The organism is Sulfitobacter sp. (genome assembly GCF_036960155.1).
Lineage (GTDB): Bacteria > Pseudomonadota > Alphaproteobacteria > Rhodobacterales > Rhodobacteraceae > Sulfitobacter.
This window is the reverse complement of record NZ_JBALWB010000001.1, coordinates 395,586-412,457: the sequence shown is the minus strand read 5'-3', so window position 1 is coordinate 412,457 and position 16,872 is coordinate 395,586. Positions and strand designations below refer to the sequence as shown.

The following is a 16,872-nucleotide window of genomic DNA, read 5'->3' as shown; positions in this document are numbered from 1 at the left end:
GATGCGTATTTCGGTCCAACACGAACCATTTGATCTGGGCGTTGAAAGTACTGCGTTTGCGACGGGCCATAGCGATATGGGTGCCATCGTGACCTTCACGGGTATCGTGCGCGATCTACCGAACAATTCAATGGATGCGATGGAGATCGAGCATTATCCAGGGATGACTGAAAAGGCGATCGAAGCGATGGCAGAAGATGCCAAAACGCGGTTCTCATTGGGGGATGTCCTAGTGATTCATCGCCATGGCCGGCTGCAACCGGGTGAGATGATCATGATGGTAGCCACTGCAGCGCGTCACCGCAAAGACGCATTTGAAGCGGCCACATTCCTGATGGATTATCTCAAGTCCCGTGCGCCATTTTGGAAACGCGAAATTTCGGCCACGGGCGAAGTATGGGTCGAATCCAAGGACGAGGATGAGGTGGCGCTGGCCCGCTGGTAATGAGGCGCTGGCTGCGCGTTGATCCACATCAAGGCGGCCGTTCTGTGAAGGGTGATATGGTCTGAGGATCATCCCATAGGAGGGCAGGATATGATTTCTTCGATTGTTGTTGGCATAGATGGTTCTGACGCTGCAGACCGCGCCTTAGTGTTGGCTTGTGTGGTGGCAAAAAAGTTCGGTGCGACGCTACAGATTTCCCACTCTCCGCGAGACGAAACCGTCGCATACGCGGCCGAGGCCATATCAGGGTTTTATGTAGGGCCAAATACTGTCCACAAAGAAGTATTGCACGAGGCAGCAAATAGGTTGGTCGAAAAAGCACGCGAGGATGCTATTGCGCAGGGCGTCGATTCTGTTGAGATTCACGTTGGTCAGGGTGATCCTGCGCGGGATTTATTAGCAGTAGCCAAATCAGTTAACGCCGACTTGATTGTCACGGGGCGGCGCGGGCTGGGAGATTTGGGGGCCTTCGTCTTGGGCAGCACATCGCACCAGATCAGCAAGCAAGCGCACTGCGCCTGCATGACCGTTCCCTAGGTGGACTAACCTGCGCGCTGGCTTTCAATGTAGGCGCGCATTTCTTCAGCTTCATGGCGTGCATCGCGCAAGCCGTCCATTGCTGCACGCAATTCTGCTTCGGTCTGGGCCAACTGATTTGTCAGTTCGGCTTCGCGTTGCTGAAGATAGGTGATCGCCTGATCACGCGTTTCTTCGGCTTCATGCAGCTCTTGGCTCATCCGGTCCAGTTGCGCGACATCATCTGCTGCGACGCGCGTAAAGCGGTGGAGCAACCAGTTTGCAAACCACCCCATGCAAAACGCAACAAATAGAATGACGGCAGTCGCGAGGACAAATTCAAATCGGCTCATTCGGATGCGCTTTCTTCAGTGGTCGTATCAGGGGCTGTATCACCGTTTTCGGCGGTGTTTTCCAGCGTTGTTTCTTCGGGTGTTGTAACTGTATCCGGGCGAATGAGGCGGAATTCGATGCGGCGGTTGGCTTCGCGGCCCGCTTCGGTGCCATTATCTGCAACAGGGCTTTCTTCACCATACCCAACCGCTTTGAATGATCCGGTGACAACACGGCGGGCGCGCAACTCGTTCAGAACCGATTCTGAGCGGCTTTGACTTAGGGCGAGGTTCATTTCTTCGCGGCCCTGACTGTCTGTGTAGCCTTGGATTTCAAGGCGTAGATCGCCGCAGCGTTTCAGGATGGCAGCAATGTCATCCATGGTGCCCAACGCGGAAGAATCAATTGTTGCAGAGCCGGGTTCAAAGTTGATCTTGCCTGCCGCAACGATCGCGCCAATTTCGGCTTCGCACTCATCCGGCGTTGGAAGGCCAAGGACCGGATCCAGTTTTTTCTGGTAAGTTACATTCACGTCAAATGCGCTGCCTTCGCCCAGTTTACCTGCCAGCAAGGATGCAATTTCAGTAGAGGCGTCAGGATTGCCCGTGTTGCCTGTTAGCACGAGAAGATCGGGGGTAACCGAAATCGCGCCGTTGCTGAGCTGGCTCAAACCTTCGAGGCCAGCAAGGACGCGTGTCGCCCAATCAGCGGGCAGGTCATCAACAACACGCGTTGCAGTGTATACGCTGTCTGATCCAAAATGCGCTTTAGCAAAGCTGGTGGTGAGGTCGCGCAGCGCATCGTCATTTACACGGCCGCGTAATTGTACCTGCCCCTCTGGGCTAAGGGTTGCAGTGAATTCGGGTGGGCCAGCATTTGGATCTTGCTCTTGGGGCAGTTTAGCCTGAAGTGCAAAAACGGGTGGCAGCGTGTTTTCCAGCTCACCGACGATCTTGTCGAATTCGGACTGGGTTGTTTGCGCAGTTGCAACAAGGGAAATATCTGCATCAGCGATTGTTACCGATCCTGCGCCCAACTTTGTAACTGCGTTGATTGATGCAGTTACGGCATCGGCCCAACGAGGACTAGGGACACCGAGCCCAACAGTACAACGAGGATTGACGGCACCAGCTGCTTTGCCTGCGCTGATGATACGTTTCGCTGCCAGCTCGGTATCAGCTGAACAGGCATCAAAACTGGTGCCGTCCTCAGTAATTTGGAAACGGGTGGTGAAGGGGGTTATGACGGGACGCGGCGCCGAAATCTTCAAACCTAAATCGATCTGACTGGGGGCCATACGCCTTAGGTTTTGCTCAAGGCGGGCCTTTTCTGGGGCGCTGTCGGTGATTGCAGTGATCGCAATATGCTGGGCCGTAACAGATACTTTTGCGCGGGGCAGGCTGCTCATTGCGGTTAATGCGAATTCCAGTGACCTTTCCCAGCCATCTGGGGCAGGGTAATTTGCCGTTTCCAGCAGGTCGGTTACGCCATTTGAACCGGCAAGGCTGTTAAACCGTGCAATGACATAGTCGCGGTCTGTACTGGTTGGGATTAAACCAATCACAGAAAGACCGCTGTCGTTGCGCAAAATTTCGACGGAAAATTTAGGGGCGGCTAAGGCCTCTTGGGCAGCTACGCCCATGTCATCAATCACCCGCGCGGCATCGACGACCGAACCCGCCGTTGTTAGTGCCGAAAAGCGCACAGCTTCGGTTGGTGCGATGCCGGAAAGGGAGACCTGAAGCCCATTCGCTTCGACCTCTGCCCATGTCATGCCTTTATCGTCTAATGCGTCGCGTACGCCGATTTCGGACGAATCCTCGATCAAACTGACAGAGAAATTGGCGGCAACAAGAGACACAACCGCTGCGGCGGCAAATGTCAGGAAAATCGTGAGCATTGAAGAGAGGCGCATGGGCACTTTCGAAATAGTTCAAGAATTAATCACGGGTGTACGATGCCGCCGCCTGTGGTGCAATCAAAGGAGTAGCGCAGCGGCGAAAAAGAGCAGCGGGATCATGCCGGTGTCTCGGTTAACGCGAAACAGTTGCAGCATTTTCTCGGCATTGTTGATATCCAACCCGCGCAATTGCCATGCCATGTGCCACCCCATGGCCCAAGGTCCGCAAATGGCTACAGCCAGCGCAAGAACAGATGCGTTTGGCACTGCAGCATAGACTACGGCGATGCCCATAAGTCCAACAGTACCCATCAAAAAGCGGCGCAGCCATTTCCCAGAGTTCTCGCCAAACAGTCGCGCAGTGGATTTGACCCCGATGAGCGCGTCATCTTCGGTATCTTGATGCGCATAGATTGTATCGTAAAATAGGGTCCATGCTATCCCAGCGAGATAAAGCACAACCGCAGGCGCATCTAGGCGACCAGTATGCGCGGTCCATGCCAGTAAGGCGCCCCAGTTGAACGCAAGGCCCAAGAAGGCCTGCGGCCACCACGTAAAACGTTTCGCAAAAGGGTAAATCGCAACAGGGATCAAGGCAAGAACACCAAGGCGGATCGCCGCTGCATTGAACGTTAACAGAATGGCGAATGATATAAGCGCTTGTAGGGCCATCCAGAGTACAGCGCCTTTAACACTGACCTGACCGGATGGAATAGGGCGTGAACGGGTGCGTGCGACCTGCGCGTCAATGTCGCGGTCAGATATGTCGTTCCATGTGCATCCCGCACCGCGCATCAGGAATGATCCGATTGCGCACCCAACGAATATCCACAGATCAAACCATTTTGGTTGACCGTCATAAAGCATCGCAAGCGAAAGACCCCACCAGCATGGCAGGAGCAACAACCATGTGCCAATCGGCCTGTCTGCACGGCTTAGACGCAGAAATGGGCGTGTTTTAGCAGGTGCATAACGGTCTACCCAATTGTCTGAATAAGCATCAGCGACGATTCCATCGTCGCTCGGGTCTGGTGATGGGACGTCGTCTTGCATATATCCATCCTTATGGACGCGAAAATTAGACTTTATGTAGAGCACCCTTTGGGTGCGGGGCAATCAGTTCCTTTGGATCGAGGGCAGGCGCATTACCTTTTTGGGGTGATGCGGCAGGCCATCGGCGGGCAAGTATTGCTGTTAAACGGGCAAGATGGCGAATGGCGTGCGCGCATTACCGAGGCGGGTAAGCGCGGCGGCATGCTATCGTGTGATGAGCAGACCAAGCCGCTGCAAATGCCCCCTGATCTTTGGCTGTGTTTCGCGCCTATTAAAAAGGCCCGCACAGATTTCATCGTAGAAAAGGCGACCGAAATGGGCGCTGCGCGGATTGTGCCCATGCAGACAGAATTTACTAACTCCGGCCGTATTCAGCGCGACCGTCTGCAAGCGCATGCAGTAGAGGCGGCTGAACAATGTGGTGGCACCTATGTCCCCCAAGTCAGTGAGATGATCCGTTTTGACAGGTTGCTGCATGATTGGGATCCAGACCGTCAGATCATGTTCTGTGACGAGGCGCTGGCCGCTTCGGGTGTGGCGCACGGCCTTGAGGGAACGGGGCCATGGGCCATTTTCATCGGGCCTGAGGGAGGGTTCTCAGACGTGGAGCGTAAGCGGTTGCATGGATTGGCTCACGCCACAGCTGTTTCGCTAGGCCCACGTATTTTGCGCGCGGATACGGCGGCCGTCGCTGCCATGACAATTTGGCAGCAAACCCTAGGAGACTGGACGTGAGTGCGTCACAACTGCGTTTACGCAAGGCTGGTGACGGCGATGCGGTAAACCTTGCGGCTTTTCTGGGCAAATATCCTGAAACCTCTATGTTTTTGCGTGGCAATCTGGCGTCGCATGGTTTGGGCGTTTCAAATCACCGCCACTCAACGACTTATTGGCTGTATGAGTCGCAATGTATCGAAGCCGTCGTTGCGTGCACCAAAGGTGGCTATCTGATGTGTCAGGCTCCGAATGGCGATGCCGCGTTTTGGGATGCGGCGGCTGCTGTGCTTATGGGGCGAAAAATTGCTGGCATTACGGGTGTTCCAAATCAAGTGGATGCTTGGGTAAATGCGTTAGGTCTCGAACGGGCTGTGTTTTCGGTAAAAGAAACTGAACCGTTGTACCGCTTGGCGTTGGAGGATCTGCAGCTGCCTCAGCTAACAGGGCTGCAACTCCGTAAGCCAACGGAAGCTGACAAAGTGGTGCTGGAGGATTGGTTTGACGGATATGCGCAGGATACAGGAATCACCCCAACAGATGGTGCCTCAGGTGATGTGGCTGCGGCAGTTTTTGCTGCCCATGATGCTGCGCGAATATTGGAGCGTGATGGCGTCGCTGTAGCGATGACTTCATTGAATGCGCGTGTGGCAGAGACGGTTCAGATCGGCGGAGTTTACGTCCCTACAGCGTTAAGGGGGCAGGGCTTGGCTGGCGCGGTTGTTGCAGCCCAGTTATTTGAGTTACGCACAATGGGTACAACAACAGCCATCCTCTTTGCAGCCAATGCTGCGGCTGCGCGCGCGTATGAACGTATTGGTTTTCAACGCGTTGGTGACTACGAAATTGCCCTGCTCAAAACACCCTTTGAGGTGAAAGGAAGCCATGATGTTTTTCAGACCTGAAGCAAAGGCCGCACTTTGGCAGTGGCGTGAAGTAATAATCGCTATCGGCCTTGCCCTGTTAGGCCTGTGGTGGATCGTGGGGCCGGGGCGTTTGTTGGCTTTGCCGGGGTGGGCCTTGGTTTTGGCCGGCGGTGCACTTGCGCTTGTTGGCGTGCAACGTGCACGGTTTCGCGGGGCTGGTGACGGACCGGGGGCGGTGCAGGTTGATGAAGGTCAAGTCTCTTATTTCGGGCCCCTCACCGGAGGGGTGGTCGCGCTTACTGCGCTAGAGCGGTTAAGCCTTGATGCCACCATGAATCCTGCGCATTGGCGGCTTGATGCCGCTGGGCAAGACACTGTTTTAATACCCGTAAATGCCGCAGGTTCGGATGCGTTATTTGATGCATTCGCGACATTGCCGGGGTTGCGAACCGAGCGCATGCTTACTGAATTGCGTGCGGGTCGTAGGCACGCTGTTGTGATTTGGGAACGCTCCCCCTTGCGTCCCGCCCACGCCTTACTGCATTGACGACACAGAGAATCTCCGCAAGGCTGCGGAACACACAAATAGCGGAGCGCATCGATGTCCATTCCACAATCCGGCGGCGGCCCGATCGAACATTTTGACCAACTAGCAGAGTTTCTTGCCGAGGGATGTAAGCCCAAAGACGAGTGGCGCATCGGGACCGAACATGAAAAATTCGGGTATTGCAAAGACACACTAAAGCCACTGCCCTATGAGGGAGAACGCTCTATTCGGGTGATGCTTGAGGGTTTGCGCGACCGTCACAATTGGACCCCCGTCGAAGAAGGCGGCAAACTGATTGGTCTGGAAAAGGACGGTGCGAACGTTTCCCTTGAACCGGGCGGCCAGTTGGAACTTTCCGGTGCGCCCGTTGAGACCATCCACGAGACATGTGACGAAGTGAATACCCACCTGCGCGAAGTCAAAGATGTTGCCGATGAAATCGGTGTGGGTTGGATCGGTCTGGGTGCCGCACCCATTTGGACCCATGAGCAGATGGATCTGATGCCCAAGGGCCGTTACAACCTCATGAACGACTACATGACCAAGGTCGGTACAATGGGCCGCGTCATGATGCGCCGGACTTGTACAGTTCAGGTGAACCTCGATTTCGGATCAGAGGCAGACATGGTGCAAAAGATGCGCGTAGCTGTTGCCTTGCAACCTGTTGCTACCGCGTTATTTGCCAATTCGCCCTTCTTTGAGGGCAAGCTGAACGGTCATAAGTCGTGGCGCAGCCGCGTATGGCGTGATCTCGATCCTGCGCGCACTGGCACGATCCCTTTCATTTTCGAAAAGGGTTTTGGATTTGAAGCATGGGTGAATTACGCGCTCGATGTGCCGATGTATTTTGTCTACCGTGATGGAAAATATATTGATGCGCTGGGCATGAGTTTCCGTGACTTTATGGTTGGGAAATTGCCTGCGCTGCCCGGTGAGACACCTACGCTTAGCGATTGGGCTGATCACCTCACCACCGCATTCCCCGAAGCGCGGATGAAGAAATACATTGAGATGCGCGGCGCAGATGGCGGCCCGTGGCGTCGTTTGTGTGCGCTGCCTGCGTACTGGGTTGGGCTGATGTATGATCAATCCGCGCTAGATGGTGCATGGGACTTGGTCAAAGATTGGGATGCAGAAACCCGCGAAGAATTGCGTGTTGCTGCGTCAGTTGACGGATTGCAGGCGCAAGTGAACGGGATCAAAATGATTGATCTGGCGCGTGAAACGGTTGCCCTGTCCGAGGCTGGCCTGAAAGCGCGTGCGCGCAGCGGTGCGGGCGGGCTTGTACCTGACGAGACACATTTCTTGAATGCGCTGAAAGAAAGCGTCGAGACCGGAAAAACACCGGCCGATGAGCTGATCGATTGCTACAATGGCGAGTGGAACGGCGATCTAAGCCGGATTTATTCCGAGTTTTCTTACTGAGGCGCTGACTAAATGCTCGCAGCCGGTTTCAGGACATGGCTGCGATAATAGTCTGTTATCTCTGCCTTGCGTGCGGCCTGCTGTGCGGGCGTCACTGGCTTGTCTTTTTCGTACAACAGGGCATAGCCCTGCATGGCGCGTTTGTGTGCATCTTGTGCCACTGGTGCGCCTGTGGTGCTAACGCGTGCTGTCTGCTTGGCTGCCCCGTAGATGCTGGAGGATGTGTTGGAAGGTAGGACATACAACACTAGCAGCACCAATCCCCCAATCACTGGAATGAAGTTGAGCAGAATCCAAAATCCAGAAAACCCTGCGTCATGTAGGCGACGCACAGATAAGCTGAGCAGTGGGATGAGTGTAATTACACCCACATACATTGAGGAAAAATCGGCCGCGCCGAGCGAGAAAAGCCCTAGATCACCTTGTTCTTGGATAACCCTCGCCACCATCATGGCATCGAACACACCAGCGGTAATTGATGCGATGATGATGGCCCCATAGGGCCACCAAAATTCAGAACGCGTAGACCGACCAGAAAAATTGAAGATGTTTACAAACGCCTGCGTGAGGGCTGTGAATGGTCCGGTCATGGTGCGTTCCCTTGTTGCGTGTGTGCACATTGCAGGCTGTGCGTGGCGCAAAAAGGGACGAAATATGGTAAAATGGTGACCAGAACAAAAGCAGGCCGACCTAGTGGGCCGACCTGTTGTTTCATTTTCTTGATCCGTTATGCAGCGGCGGCGACATCCACTTTGTTGCCCGCATCCTGCATAACAGCGCGCAGGGTGCCGACGGCCTGAGTGAAACCCAACCCAAGACAAAGTGCGGCAAACCCAAGCGCGGCGAGGAAGCCAGCGAGAGCCGCATCTGACAACAGTGGCAAAACAGCACCGATCAGAATGACACCACCTGCGCCGATAGCGGCAAATCCGGTGGCTATGGTGACCGCTGCCGCGCGGACACTTGGGCCGCTGTCTGGGCATTCGGCTAACATGGAGCCAATGCGCAGGATCATAGCGGCAAGGGCGGTTAAGGCTCCGAAACCCAGAGCGATATATAGAACAGCAAGTACAATCATTGGTTCGTTCCTTTTTGTTGATTTTGTTGAGGGTTACATGCGGCGCGGTTTGGCAAAGAAGTCGCGCCGCAGATGTTGGTAGATCCGGCCAAAGCAATAGGCCCAAGCCATCGCGAAAATCATGCCAAACCCGCTTAATATGAGGCCAGAAGCAAGGAGATCACCATCGCCAGTAAAGGCCGCTGCCAGTGGAACCAAGAGGCCTACACAGCCCATGGCTATTAAGCCAAGTACAGCTAGGTCAATTGGGTCACCGTCATGATCTCGCAGATACCAAAGCAATATGGGAGTGCCGACAACAAGGTAAACTGGTCCCCCTAAAATCAGAGCAAAGACAGGGATTAAGAGTACCCAGAAGCTGAGGGCCGTAAACAACAGCGGTCCTCCGATAAGGGCGATAAAAAACGCAACCGGATCGATGATGTAGCGAGGCGGATAGGGAACCTGCGGAGGGGTGATAAGGGTGTGCATAGCAATACCTTTCACTGAGTAGTAAGAATTTGATGGATAACGGTTTGGGCGACATCCCGATGAATGTCATTCATTTCTGATTTACCGATTATTTCTGTCATGACAGAAATTCCAAGTTAAAAGTTTTAGCTGTCTTTGTTTTTTGGCAAAAAGCGGGCGATGCGACCGCCAAGTTTAATCGCGGCCATCTGTACGGAGCGGGGCAGGCGCGTGACGTCCGAGTACCAGCTGTCAAACATCTGCATTGTTTCAAGTGTCTCTTTGATACGCGCCTTGACGGCGGGGGGCGTTGCGTCTTGTTCTGCTTCGCGCTGGACCTCTTGCAGGGCGCGCAGGGTGGGGACGTATTCCCGTTCGCGGCGGCTTTCAATCACGGTGGTGGTCAGGTCAAACATATCGCGGATCGATGTGAAATGATCGCGGCGATCCCCCAGCTTGCGCTGGGATTTGACCATTCCAAGGCTTTGTAATTCCTTGAGGCCGTTGGATACATTTGAGCGCGCCAGATTGAGCAATCCACAGATTTCATCTGCGCTGAGGGGCTCAGGCATAATGTGCAACAGAGCGTGGATTTGCGCGACTGAACGGTTGGTGCCCCATTTTGCACCCATGTCACCCCAGTGGAGGATAAAGTTCTGCATGGCGGGAGTAAGGTGCATCTGAGCTACTCATTCTTTAATTTCTGTCAGTACAGAAATAAAAGAATGATGGACTAGTTGCGGCGGTTAAGGCTCAGGCCGAAAATACCCGACGACATCTTGATCTTGCGCAGCGATTGCTGGGCGCCTGCCACATCGTAGCTCAATTGCATCTTTGCTGATGAGATACGCAGTGGCGATAAATGTCCGGGACCTGCGATTACTTTGTAGCTCATGGAGCAGGACAAGACCGCCCCCGATTGCTCACTGGCAGACGGTTTAAGCGCAATAACACGGCGGCCATCATACAATAGCATCGCAGCAGGGCATCCTTTTGCAGTGATCAGCTGCCCGATTGCACGAACTGGATCAATCACACCAGATTGTACCTGTGCGGCATCCGATTGGTCAGTTTGCTCGCTAACTGGTGTGATGGCGATGTTTACGGCTTTGCCTTTTGAAATTTCAACAGTAACAACACGTTGTTTGCGTGAAGATTTGCTTTCGCCGACAAACGTGCTGCTGCGCAATGACCCAGCGCTAGTGCCTTTAAACGTCCCGTTAAATACCCCCAGCGGCGTACTATCGAGCGTTGAGGTGAGTGTCCTGTTCCGGCCATTTTTTGTAAAGCTCAACTCACCAAGTGCTTTTCCACCTAGGGAAACGTCAAAGGTTTCTGCGCTAACTGGGGTGGCCAAGATCACTGCACAGATGAAAGCTGTAAGTTTCATTGCGCAATCTCCGGTTCCGATTGGGAACGTATCACAAAAGTTATGGGCATAGCCGCCTATTGTTCTGCAAGGGATGTGACTAAAAATAGAGGTGCGGGTTCTCTCATCCTTTTTTGCCGATCTTTGGCTCTGTTCCTGCCTTGATGCGAGCGATGTTGGAGCGGTGACGCCAAACGACGATCACTGTTAGAACGACACACAACAGATAGGCGATGCCGTATCCCGTAAGGATTACCAAGATGCTGGATGCGGCCGCTGCGACCAACCCTGCCACGGAAGACATTCTTGTGATAGCAGCTGCGGCAAGCCATGCCAAACAGGCGCCAATGCCAGCAGGCCATGCAAGTGCCAGCAAGATGCCCAAAAAGGTTGCGACACCCTTGCCGCCGTTGAATTTCAGCCAGACAGGATAGCAATGGCCCAACATCGCGGCGAGGGCGGCGATTTGTGCGGCATCTTCACCCGCTATATTGCGCGCAAGCAACAGAACAACAGCGCCTTTGCCCGCATCCAAAATCAACGTCGCTGCTGCCGCGGGCTTTGATCCAGTGCGCAGCACATTTGTTGCGCCGATGTTCCCAGAGCCGATATCGCGCAGATTGCCCAGCCCCATGAGGCGCGCAACCACAACACCAAAAGGAATTGATCCAATGAGGTATCCAAGGACGGCCCAAAGCAGCAAGATCATCATGGTGTTTTCAATTACTGGCATAGGAATTCTCTCATATTATACTTCATAAACACAGGTGCCCGCGACATAGGTTGACAGCACCTTACCCTGCATCCTGACACCGTCAAACGGCGTATTGCGCGATTTTGACCGGAGTGTGGCGCGGTCCATCACAAACGGCGCATGGGGGTCAAATATCACAAGATCAGCTGGTGCACCTGCCTCCAAGCGACCGGAAGCCAACCCCAGACGTTGTGCGGGATTAAACGACAAGGCCCGCCACAACTGGGGCAGGGTGATCATTTCAGAATGCCACAACCGCAAGGCAGCGGGCAACAAAGTCTCAAGACCCACCGCGCCGGATGCCGCTTCTTCAAATGGCAGGCGTTTGCTTTCTTCGTCTTGCGGCGTGTGCATCGAACAAACAATATCGATTAGGCCACTCGCGACAGCTTCTACCATCGCTACTCGGTCATCCTCATCACGCAAAGGCGGCTTTAGCTTAAAGAACGTTCGGTAGTCAGCCACATCAAGCGCGTTTAGCGTGAGGTGGTGAATGCCGATGCCCGCAGTGACGTCCAGCCCGTTGGCCTTGGCCCGCGCCAGCGCTGGCAGGGCCCGCGACGTGGTGATCTGGTCCGCGTGATACCGCGCGCCTGTCATTTCAACCAAGGCGATATCTCGATCCAATCCCATGCGTTCCGCCATAGGTGAAACAGCAGGTAGGCCGCGCAATGATGCAAATTTTCCTGATGTTGCGGCGGCACCGCGGCTTAGAATTGGTTCCTGAGGATGGGCGATAACCAACGCGCCAAGGCTGCGCGCATAGGTGAGTGCGCGGGAAAACACCTTTGTATCGGTGACCACATGATCACAGTCGGTAAAGGCTACTGCGCCTGCATCCATCAAAAAGCCGATTTCGGTCATTTCGCGGCCAGCGCGCCCTTTTGTGAGGGCGGCCATTGGCATCACGTTGACTGGTGCTGCCTCATTGGCGCGGCGCGTCACAAACTCTAACGTTTCGGGGTTGTCTATGGTTGGGTCTGTGTCGGGCCGGGTGATCATGGTAGTCACGCCGCCTTTGGCCGCTGCCAATCCTGCAGAGCGATAGCTTTCTTTGTGTCGCTCGCCGGGTTCGCAGACCTTTACACCCAGATCTACAATGCCGGGCGCGAGGTATTTGCCCGCGCAGTCAATGATTTCACCTTTTGGGTTTGCCAGCCCACCTGCAGTCACAGCGGTGATGCGGCCTTCATGGACACTGACGGAGCCACTAATTTCGGTCCCGGCATCGGGATCAATCAGAGTGGCGTTGATGAAGTGAAGGGTCATGACGTCTCTTTCTGAATCTGCCGCATGAGGTGGTATATTTTTCCAACATGGTCAATGCGTGTGTATTGTGGGGGCTGGTCTGTGCCTACCAAGGGAGGTCTTCGTCTCGCGCAATATGCCTTCCTATAGATTGATCATATGGTGAGGCGTCCGCGTGCGGCCAGGATTTGGGCCGCGACATCAGAGGGATCATCCACATAGGGAATCCGCACCCGCAATCCGCCCTTAAGAAAGACAATAACCGTCCAGCCCAATCGTTTGCGAACGTCAATAATGTCAGCCAAAGGGATACGGACTTCACCTTCGGGACCATGATGAAAAAGTGCATCTGAGCGAAGCAACCATTGGTTTTCTTTCGCGGCACGCCACCGTGCGGGGTCTTCAAAGGCCACGTTGTAGGCCAGCGCAAGAACCGGACCGACATACAGCGCCTGCCAATATCCAGTTGTTGCGCCAATCACCCAGCCTGCAACTGCGACAATAGCTAAGGTTAGAATGCCAACTATGACTGTGCGGCGCATGAAAACGCGCAGGGCAGGTTGCCAAGCAGCCAGCGCGTCACTGCTCATCCGGCCATCCAGACCATGCCGCCCGCAACAGCAAAGGCCACAAGCAGGGCAACCGTCGCGACACGGCCGGACATTTTGGGATCGGGTTTAGGTTCTTTCATCGTAATATCCACCATATCAAAAGAAGGGCTGCCAGCACAGCCATTGCTGTTATCGCGCTGCCCACGCGCGATCGGGTTGGTGTCTTAGGGGCTGTCGCCACACCAGAGTAAGGTGCAGCAGAGGAAGAAGCGATTGGCGTTCCGGTATGTGACGCCTTTGGTCCCGCGTAGGTTCCGATTAGGGTCAGCTCAGCGCCTGTATTCAAGGTGACATCGCCATCGTTGTTGACACGTGAAAACAGAAGCAGGACATACCCGTCAAGGGCGTCAAGCCGCCTGCGATCCGTCCGAATGGCGTCTTTGTCAATATCATAGCCGTCTGTCAGGTAGGTTGGTAAACCAACGCCTTCCAAATCTGAAATGGCAAAAACTTCGATATCCTCAGCTGAAACCGCGTGAGACAACATTTCCGAGGCCAGCGCAGCCTTGGGCTGTTGTTTGAGCGCGCGCGCCATGTCTGACATGGGGCGTGAAATGGCAAAGACACGAATTACACCATGTTCGGCCATGGAGATATCAATCAAAGACATAGTGAATTTCTTGCCCAAGCAGTTTTTTAAGAGAAAGCATCAGTTTAGCTTCGTCAGGTGGGGCAGCAATTCATCAGCCGTCTCGATGAAATCAAATCCTATGCCCTTCGATTTGCTGCGGTTTGCTTTGAGGAAGCTCACACTTGCTGGTATTGTGGTTTGTCTTTTGGGATGTCTCATCGCCTTTAACGGATACGCTTTGACGCGGGTTTCTTCACCCGTGATGTGAAAAAATATCGCGCGCTTGTCCGTGAGCGCATAGCGGGTGTTGGTGTAGGTCTTTAGCTGTTGCCAAGTGGCGCGCGCAGGAATGAATACTAGCAACGCAGGCAGGACCAAAAGCCACATGTCACCCTTGGCACCAGTTGTGAAAATGAACAACCAAGCGGCAGCCAGCAGTCCTGTTGCGGCCATAGGGGCGGCCCCATATAGCTGCCAATTGCGCCAATGAAACCGTGGCTTTGGACGTCCAGTCCAAAGAAGTTTTTCATCCGCCTCCAGCACGCTATTCCAAAAGTCTGACGTACTCATTTGCGGCTTTCCGCCAGATTTTGGGCCAAAAGGTCCATGGCGGCCATTCTGACGGCGACACCCATTTCAACCTGATCCTGAATAACGCTGCGGTTAATGTCATCTGCCAGCGTGCCGTCTATTTCCACGCCGCGGTTCATCGGTCCGGGGTGCATGACAATAGCATCTGGCTTGGCGTGGGCTAACTTTGCCGCATCCAGACCATATCGGTGATAGTATTCCCGCTCGCTGGGGATAAACCCACCATCCATGCGCTCTTTTTGCAAGCGAAGCATCATGACAACGTCCACGTCTTTCAGGCCTTCTTCCATGTTATCAAAGACCTCCACACCGAATTCACCGATGCCTGAAGGCATCAAAGTGGGCGGCGCGATCAGGCGAATGCGGTTTTCCATTTTACCCAACAGCATGATGTTGGAACGGGCCACACGGCTATGCGCGATATCACCACAGATCGCGATCGACAGACGGTGAAGACGCCCCTTGGCGCGGCGGATCGTTAGCCCATCCAGCAACGCTTGCGTTGGGTGCTCGTGACGGCCATCGCCTGCATTTAGCACGGCACAGTTCACCTTTTGCGCCAACAAATCCACAGCACCTGACTGAGGATGCCGCACTACCAGCAAATCAGGATGCATTGCATTCAGTGTCATTGCCGTATCAATCAGCGTTTCACCTTTTTTGATAGATGACGCCTGCATGGCCATGTTCATCACATCCGCGCCCAGCCGCTTGCCGGCGATCTCAAAACTCGCTTGGGTGCGGGTTGAGTTCTCAAAGAACATGTTGATTTGCGTCAGCCCCTTTAGGGCCGAGCCATGTTTGTCGGGCTTGCGGTTTTGCTCGGCGTAGCTGTCTGCAAGGTCCAACAATGTCGTGATCTCTTGGGGGTGCAGCGGCTCGATGCCAAGCAGGTGGCGGTGGCGAAAACTCATGGTAAAACCCTACGATGTTTCGCCCGTTATAGGGATGCAGACACAGCGCGGCAAGAAGCGCCGCAAAGGGCATTTTGATCCGGCGGTCAGAGGCGTAGAGTGCGGATATGGAATCAGTTGATTTTCACACGGCGCGCGCGCTTTTGGAGTGGCAGATAGAACTGGGCGCGGATGAGTGCATCAGCGATACCCCTGTGGACCGCTATGCGCTGCCCGACCGTCTGACAAAGCCGAAAAAGCCGGATGCAAAGCCGCACCTGACCAAAGGTCCGGTCAAGATGGAAGCGCGTGATCCGTTAGCAGAGGCTCAAAAAATTGCCAACGGAGCAGATACCCTTGAGGCGCTCCGCGTTGCAATGGAGGCGTTCGATCTGTGTGATCTTAAACGTGGCGCGCGCAATATGGTTTTCTCGGGTGGGATCGCCGGGGCACCTGTGATGATTGTCGGCGAAACACCGGACCGCGACGAAGATCGTTCAGGTAAACCGTTTGTCGGGGCACCGGGCCATCTGCTTGACCGGATGTTTGGTGCGATTGATATGGGGCGTGAGAACGCGGAGGCCCCGATTTACATCACAAATACCCTGCCATGGCGGCCCCCGCACAACCGTGATCCAAAGCCAGAAGAGATCGCAATGATGAAGCCGTTTTTGCTGCGTCATATCGAACTTGCTGATCCAAAGGTGGTTGTGATCATGGGCAATTGGGCCTGTCAGGCGCTCATGTCTAAACGCGGCATCACCCGCCTGCGCGGAGAATGGACAACGGTTGCGGGCAAACCCGCCTTGCCGATGTGCCACCCTGCCTATCTTTTGCGCAATCCGGCTGCAAAGAGGGAAGCATGGGCCGATCTTTTGAGCTTAAAGGCGGCTATAGATAAATGATTGATCCGATAACCCTATTGGCGTTTGTGCCAGCTGCATTAGCACTGAATGTAACGCCGGGCGCGGATATGATGTTGTGTCTGGCCCAAGGCATGCGATCGGGTCGCACGTCGGCATGGGCGGCCAGCGCGGGTGTTAGTGCGGGATCTATGGTGCATGTGACGATTGCGGGTCTAGGTCTGGGTGCTGTTGTGGCGGCCTTTCCTGGGGCTTTTGAGGTGATCCGCTGGCTCGGGGTGGCATACTTATTGTTTCTGGCAGTTCAGGCCTTGCGCAGTGGCACAATGAAAGCAGGTGCGTTGGGCATGCGCCCGTGGAAGGCATTTCGCGCAGGGCTGTTTACGAACCTGAGTAATGTTAAAGTGATCTGGTTCGTTCTTGCCTTTATCCCACAGTTTGTGGAGCCTGAGGCAGGGCCCGTATTCGTTCAATTCCTGCTCTTTGGTTCGTTAATTGCTATCGGCGGATTTTTCATTAACGGCCTTGTTGGTGTGTTTGCAGGAACGCTTGGTGAAAAGCTGATGCGCTCTGGCAAGGCGCTAGGGTATGTGACGGGCAGTATTTACGCCGCGCTTGCAGCGCGGTTGGCTGTGATGGAGTAAG

The 16,872-nt window shown here is 54.5% G+C and carries 22 protein-coding genes; 8 read left to right on the top strand and 14 right to left on the bottom strand.

All coding sequences use genetic code 11. The features are described from left to right. Nucleotide 1: 1 nt before the first annotated feature. Both V7775_RS01980 and V7775_RS01975 read left to right on the top strand, forming a co-directional pair. Complete coding sequence (locus V7775_RS01980; protein ID WP_335750184.1) at nucleotides 2-445, top strand: molybdenum cofactor biosynthesis protein MoaE; 444 nt, start codon at nucleotides 2-4, stop codon at nucleotides 443-445. Nucleotides 446-535: 90 nt separating this feature from the next. Next, nucleotides 536-982 carry a universal stress protein gene (locus V7775_RS01975; protein WP_335750183.1) on the top strand — a complete coding sequence of 149 codons (447 nt, stop codon included), beginning with the start codon at nucleotides 536-538 and terminating at the stop codon, nucleotides 980-982. Nucleotides 983-987: 5 nt separating this feature from the next. Here the strand turns inward: V7775_RS01975 and V7775_RS01970 are convergent, their stop codons facing one another. The 3 genes from V7775_RS01970 to ubiA all read right to left on the bottom strand — a co-directional run bounded on the left by V7775_RS01970 (nucleotide 988) and on the right by ubiA (nucleotide 4,247). Beyond that, nucleotides 988-1,314: a hypothetical protein gene (locus tag V7775_RS01970; RefSeq protein WP_335750182.1), complete on the bottom strand. Its 327-nt coding sequence runs from the start codon at nucleotides 1,312-1,314 to the stop codon at nucleotides 988-990. Beyond that, a complete protein-coding gene (locus V7775_RS01965) occupies nucleotides 1,311-3,209 on the bottom strand; it encodes an OmpA family protein (protein ID WP_335750181.1) in 1,899 nt (632 codons plus the stop codon). Before V7775_RS01965 ends, V7775_RS01970 begins: the two co-directional genes overlap by 4 nt. A gap of 63 nt (nucleotides 3,210-3,272) precedes the next feature. After that, nucleotides 3,273-4,247: a 4-hydroxybenzoate octaprenyltransferase gene (gene ubiA / locus V7775_RS01960; RefSeq protein WP_335750180.1), complete on the bottom strand. Its 975-nt coding sequence runs from the start codon at nucleotides 4,245-4,247 to the stop codon at nucleotides 3,273-3,275. A gap of 12 nt (nucleotides 4,248-4,259) precedes the next feature. On the opposite strand from ubiA, the gene V7775_RS01955 reads away from it, so the two are divergent. From V7775_RS01955 to V7775_RS01940, 4 genes are read left to right on the top strand one after another with little or no spacing between them, the layout of a single operon-like run. Beyond that, on the top strand, nucleotides 4,260-4,982 hold the full coding sequence (locus tag V7775_RS01955) for a 16S rRNA (uracil(1498)-N(3))-methyltransferase (protein ID WP_335751043.1): 723 nt from the start codon (nucleotides 4,260-4,262) through the stop codon (nucleotides 4,980-4,982). Then, nucleotides 4,979-5,866, top strand: a complete 888-nt coding sequence (locus tag V7775_RS01950; protein WP_335750179.1) for a GNAT family N-acetyltransferase — start codon at nucleotides 4,979-4,981, stop codon at nucleotides 5,864-5,866. The genes V7775_RS01955 and V7775_RS01950 overlap by 4 nt, the downstream gene beginning before the upstream one ends. Then, a complete protein-coding gene (locus V7775_RS01945) occupies nucleotides 5,847-6,374 on the top strand; it encodes a hypothetical protein (RefSeq protein WP_335750178.1) in 528 nt (175 codons plus the stop codon). The genes V7775_RS01950 and V7775_RS01945 overlap by 20 nt, the downstream gene beginning before the upstream one ends. A gap of 54 nt (nucleotides 6,375-6,428) precedes the next feature. Beyond that, nucleotides 6,429-7,799: a glutamate--cysteine ligase gene (locus V7775_RS01940; RefSeq protein WP_335750177.1), complete on the top strand. Its 1,371-nt coding sequence runs from the start codon at nucleotides 6,429-6,431 to the stop codon at nucleotides 7,797-7,799. A gap of 8 nt (nucleotides 7,800-7,807) precedes the next feature. Here V7775_RS01940 and V7775_RS01935 read toward each other — a convergent pair whose 3' ends face one another. The 11 genes from V7775_RS01935 to V7775_RS01885 form a co-directional block, all read right to left on the bottom strand. Beyond that, entirely contained in the window at nucleotides 7,808-8,389 is a 582-nt protein-coding gene (locus V7775_RS01935) for a DUF805 domain-containing protein (RefSeq protein WP_335750176.1), read from the bottom strand. 137 nt (nucleotides 8,390-8,526) lie between these two features. Further along, a complete protein-coding gene (locus V7775_RS01930; protein WP_335750175.1) occupies nucleotides 8,527-8,877 on the bottom strand; it encodes a hypothetical protein in 351 nt (116 codons plus the stop codon). Nucleotides 8,878-8,910: 33 nt separating this feature from the next. Next, a complete protein-coding gene (locus V7775_RS01925; RefSeq protein ID WP_335750174.1) occupies nucleotides 8,911-9,348 on the bottom strand; it encodes a hypothetical protein in 438 nt (145 codons plus the stop codon). 125 nt (nucleotides 9,349-9,473) lie between these two features. Beyond that, on the bottom strand, nucleotides 9,474-10,007 hold the full coding sequence (locus V7775_RS01920) for a GbsR/MarR family transcriptional regulator (protein WP_335750173.1): 534 nt from the start codon (nucleotides 10,005-10,007) through the stop codon (nucleotides 9,474-9,476). 53 nt (nucleotides 10,008-10,060) lie between these two features. Beyond that, on the bottom strand, nucleotides 10,061-10,717 hold the full coding sequence (locus V7775_RS01915) for a hypothetical protein (RefSeq protein ID WP_335750172.1): 657 nt from the start codon (nucleotides 10,715-10,717) through the stop codon (nucleotides 10,061-10,063). A gap of 103 nt (nucleotides 10,718-10,820) precedes the next feature. Beyond that, nucleotides 10,821-11,429, bottom strand: a complete 609-nt coding sequence (plsY, locus tag V7775_RS01910; protein WP_335750171.1) for a glycerol-3-phosphate 1-O-acyltransferase PlsY — start codon at nucleotides 11,427-11,429, stop codon at nucleotides 10,821-10,823. 15 nt (nucleotides 11,430-11,444) lie between these two features. Continuing rightward, nucleotides 11,445-12,719, bottom strand: coding sequence for a dihydroorotase (pyrC, locus tag V7775_RS01905; protein ID WP_335750170.1), 1,275 nt, complete (start codon nucleotides 12,717-12,719; stop codon nucleotides 11,445-11,447). A 134-nt stretch (nucleotides 12,720-12,853) separates the two neighbouring features. After that, entirely contained in the window at nucleotides 12,854-13,288 is a 435-nt protein-coding gene (locus V7775_RS01900; protein ID WP_335750169.1) for a hypothetical protein, read from the bottom strand. Between the two features lie 97 nt (nucleotides 13,289-13,385). Further along, a complete protein-coding gene (locus V7775_RS01895; protein WP_335750168.1) occupies nucleotides 13,386-13,919 on the bottom strand; it encodes a hypothetical protein in 534 nt (177 codons plus the stop codon). Between the two features lie 39 nt (nucleotides 13,920-13,958). Continuing rightward, nucleotides 13,959-14,450, bottom strand: coding sequence for a hypothetical protein (locus V7775_RS01890; RefSeq protein ID WP_335750167.1), 492 nt, complete (start codon nucleotides 14,448-14,450; stop codon nucleotides 13,959-13,961). Continuing rightward, nucleotides 14,447-15,385, bottom strand: a complete 939-nt coding sequence (locus V7775_RS01885; protein ID WP_335750166.1) for an aspartate carbamoyltransferase catalytic subunit — start codon at nucleotides 15,383-15,385, stop codon at nucleotides 14,447-14,449. Before V7775_RS01885 ends, V7775_RS01890 begins: the two co-directional genes overlap by 4 nt. Before the next feature lie 107 nt (nucleotides 15,386-15,492). On the opposite strand from V7775_RS01885, the gene V7775_RS01880 reads away from it, so the two are divergent. Continuing rightward, complete coding sequence (locus tag V7775_RS01880) at nucleotides 15,493-16,269, top strand: uracil-DNA glycosylase (protein WP_335750165.1); 777 nt, start codon at nucleotides 15,493-15,495, stop codon at nucleotides 16,267-16,269. Beyond that, on the top strand, nucleotides 16,266-16,871 hold the full coding sequence (locus V7775_RS01875; protein ID WP_335750164.1) for a LysE family translocator: 606 nt from the start codon (nucleotides 16,266-16,268) through the stop codon (nucleotides 16,869-16,871). Before V7775_RS01880 ends, V7775_RS01875 begins: the two co-directional genes overlap by 4 nt. Nucleotide 16,872 lies beyond the last annotated feature (1 nt).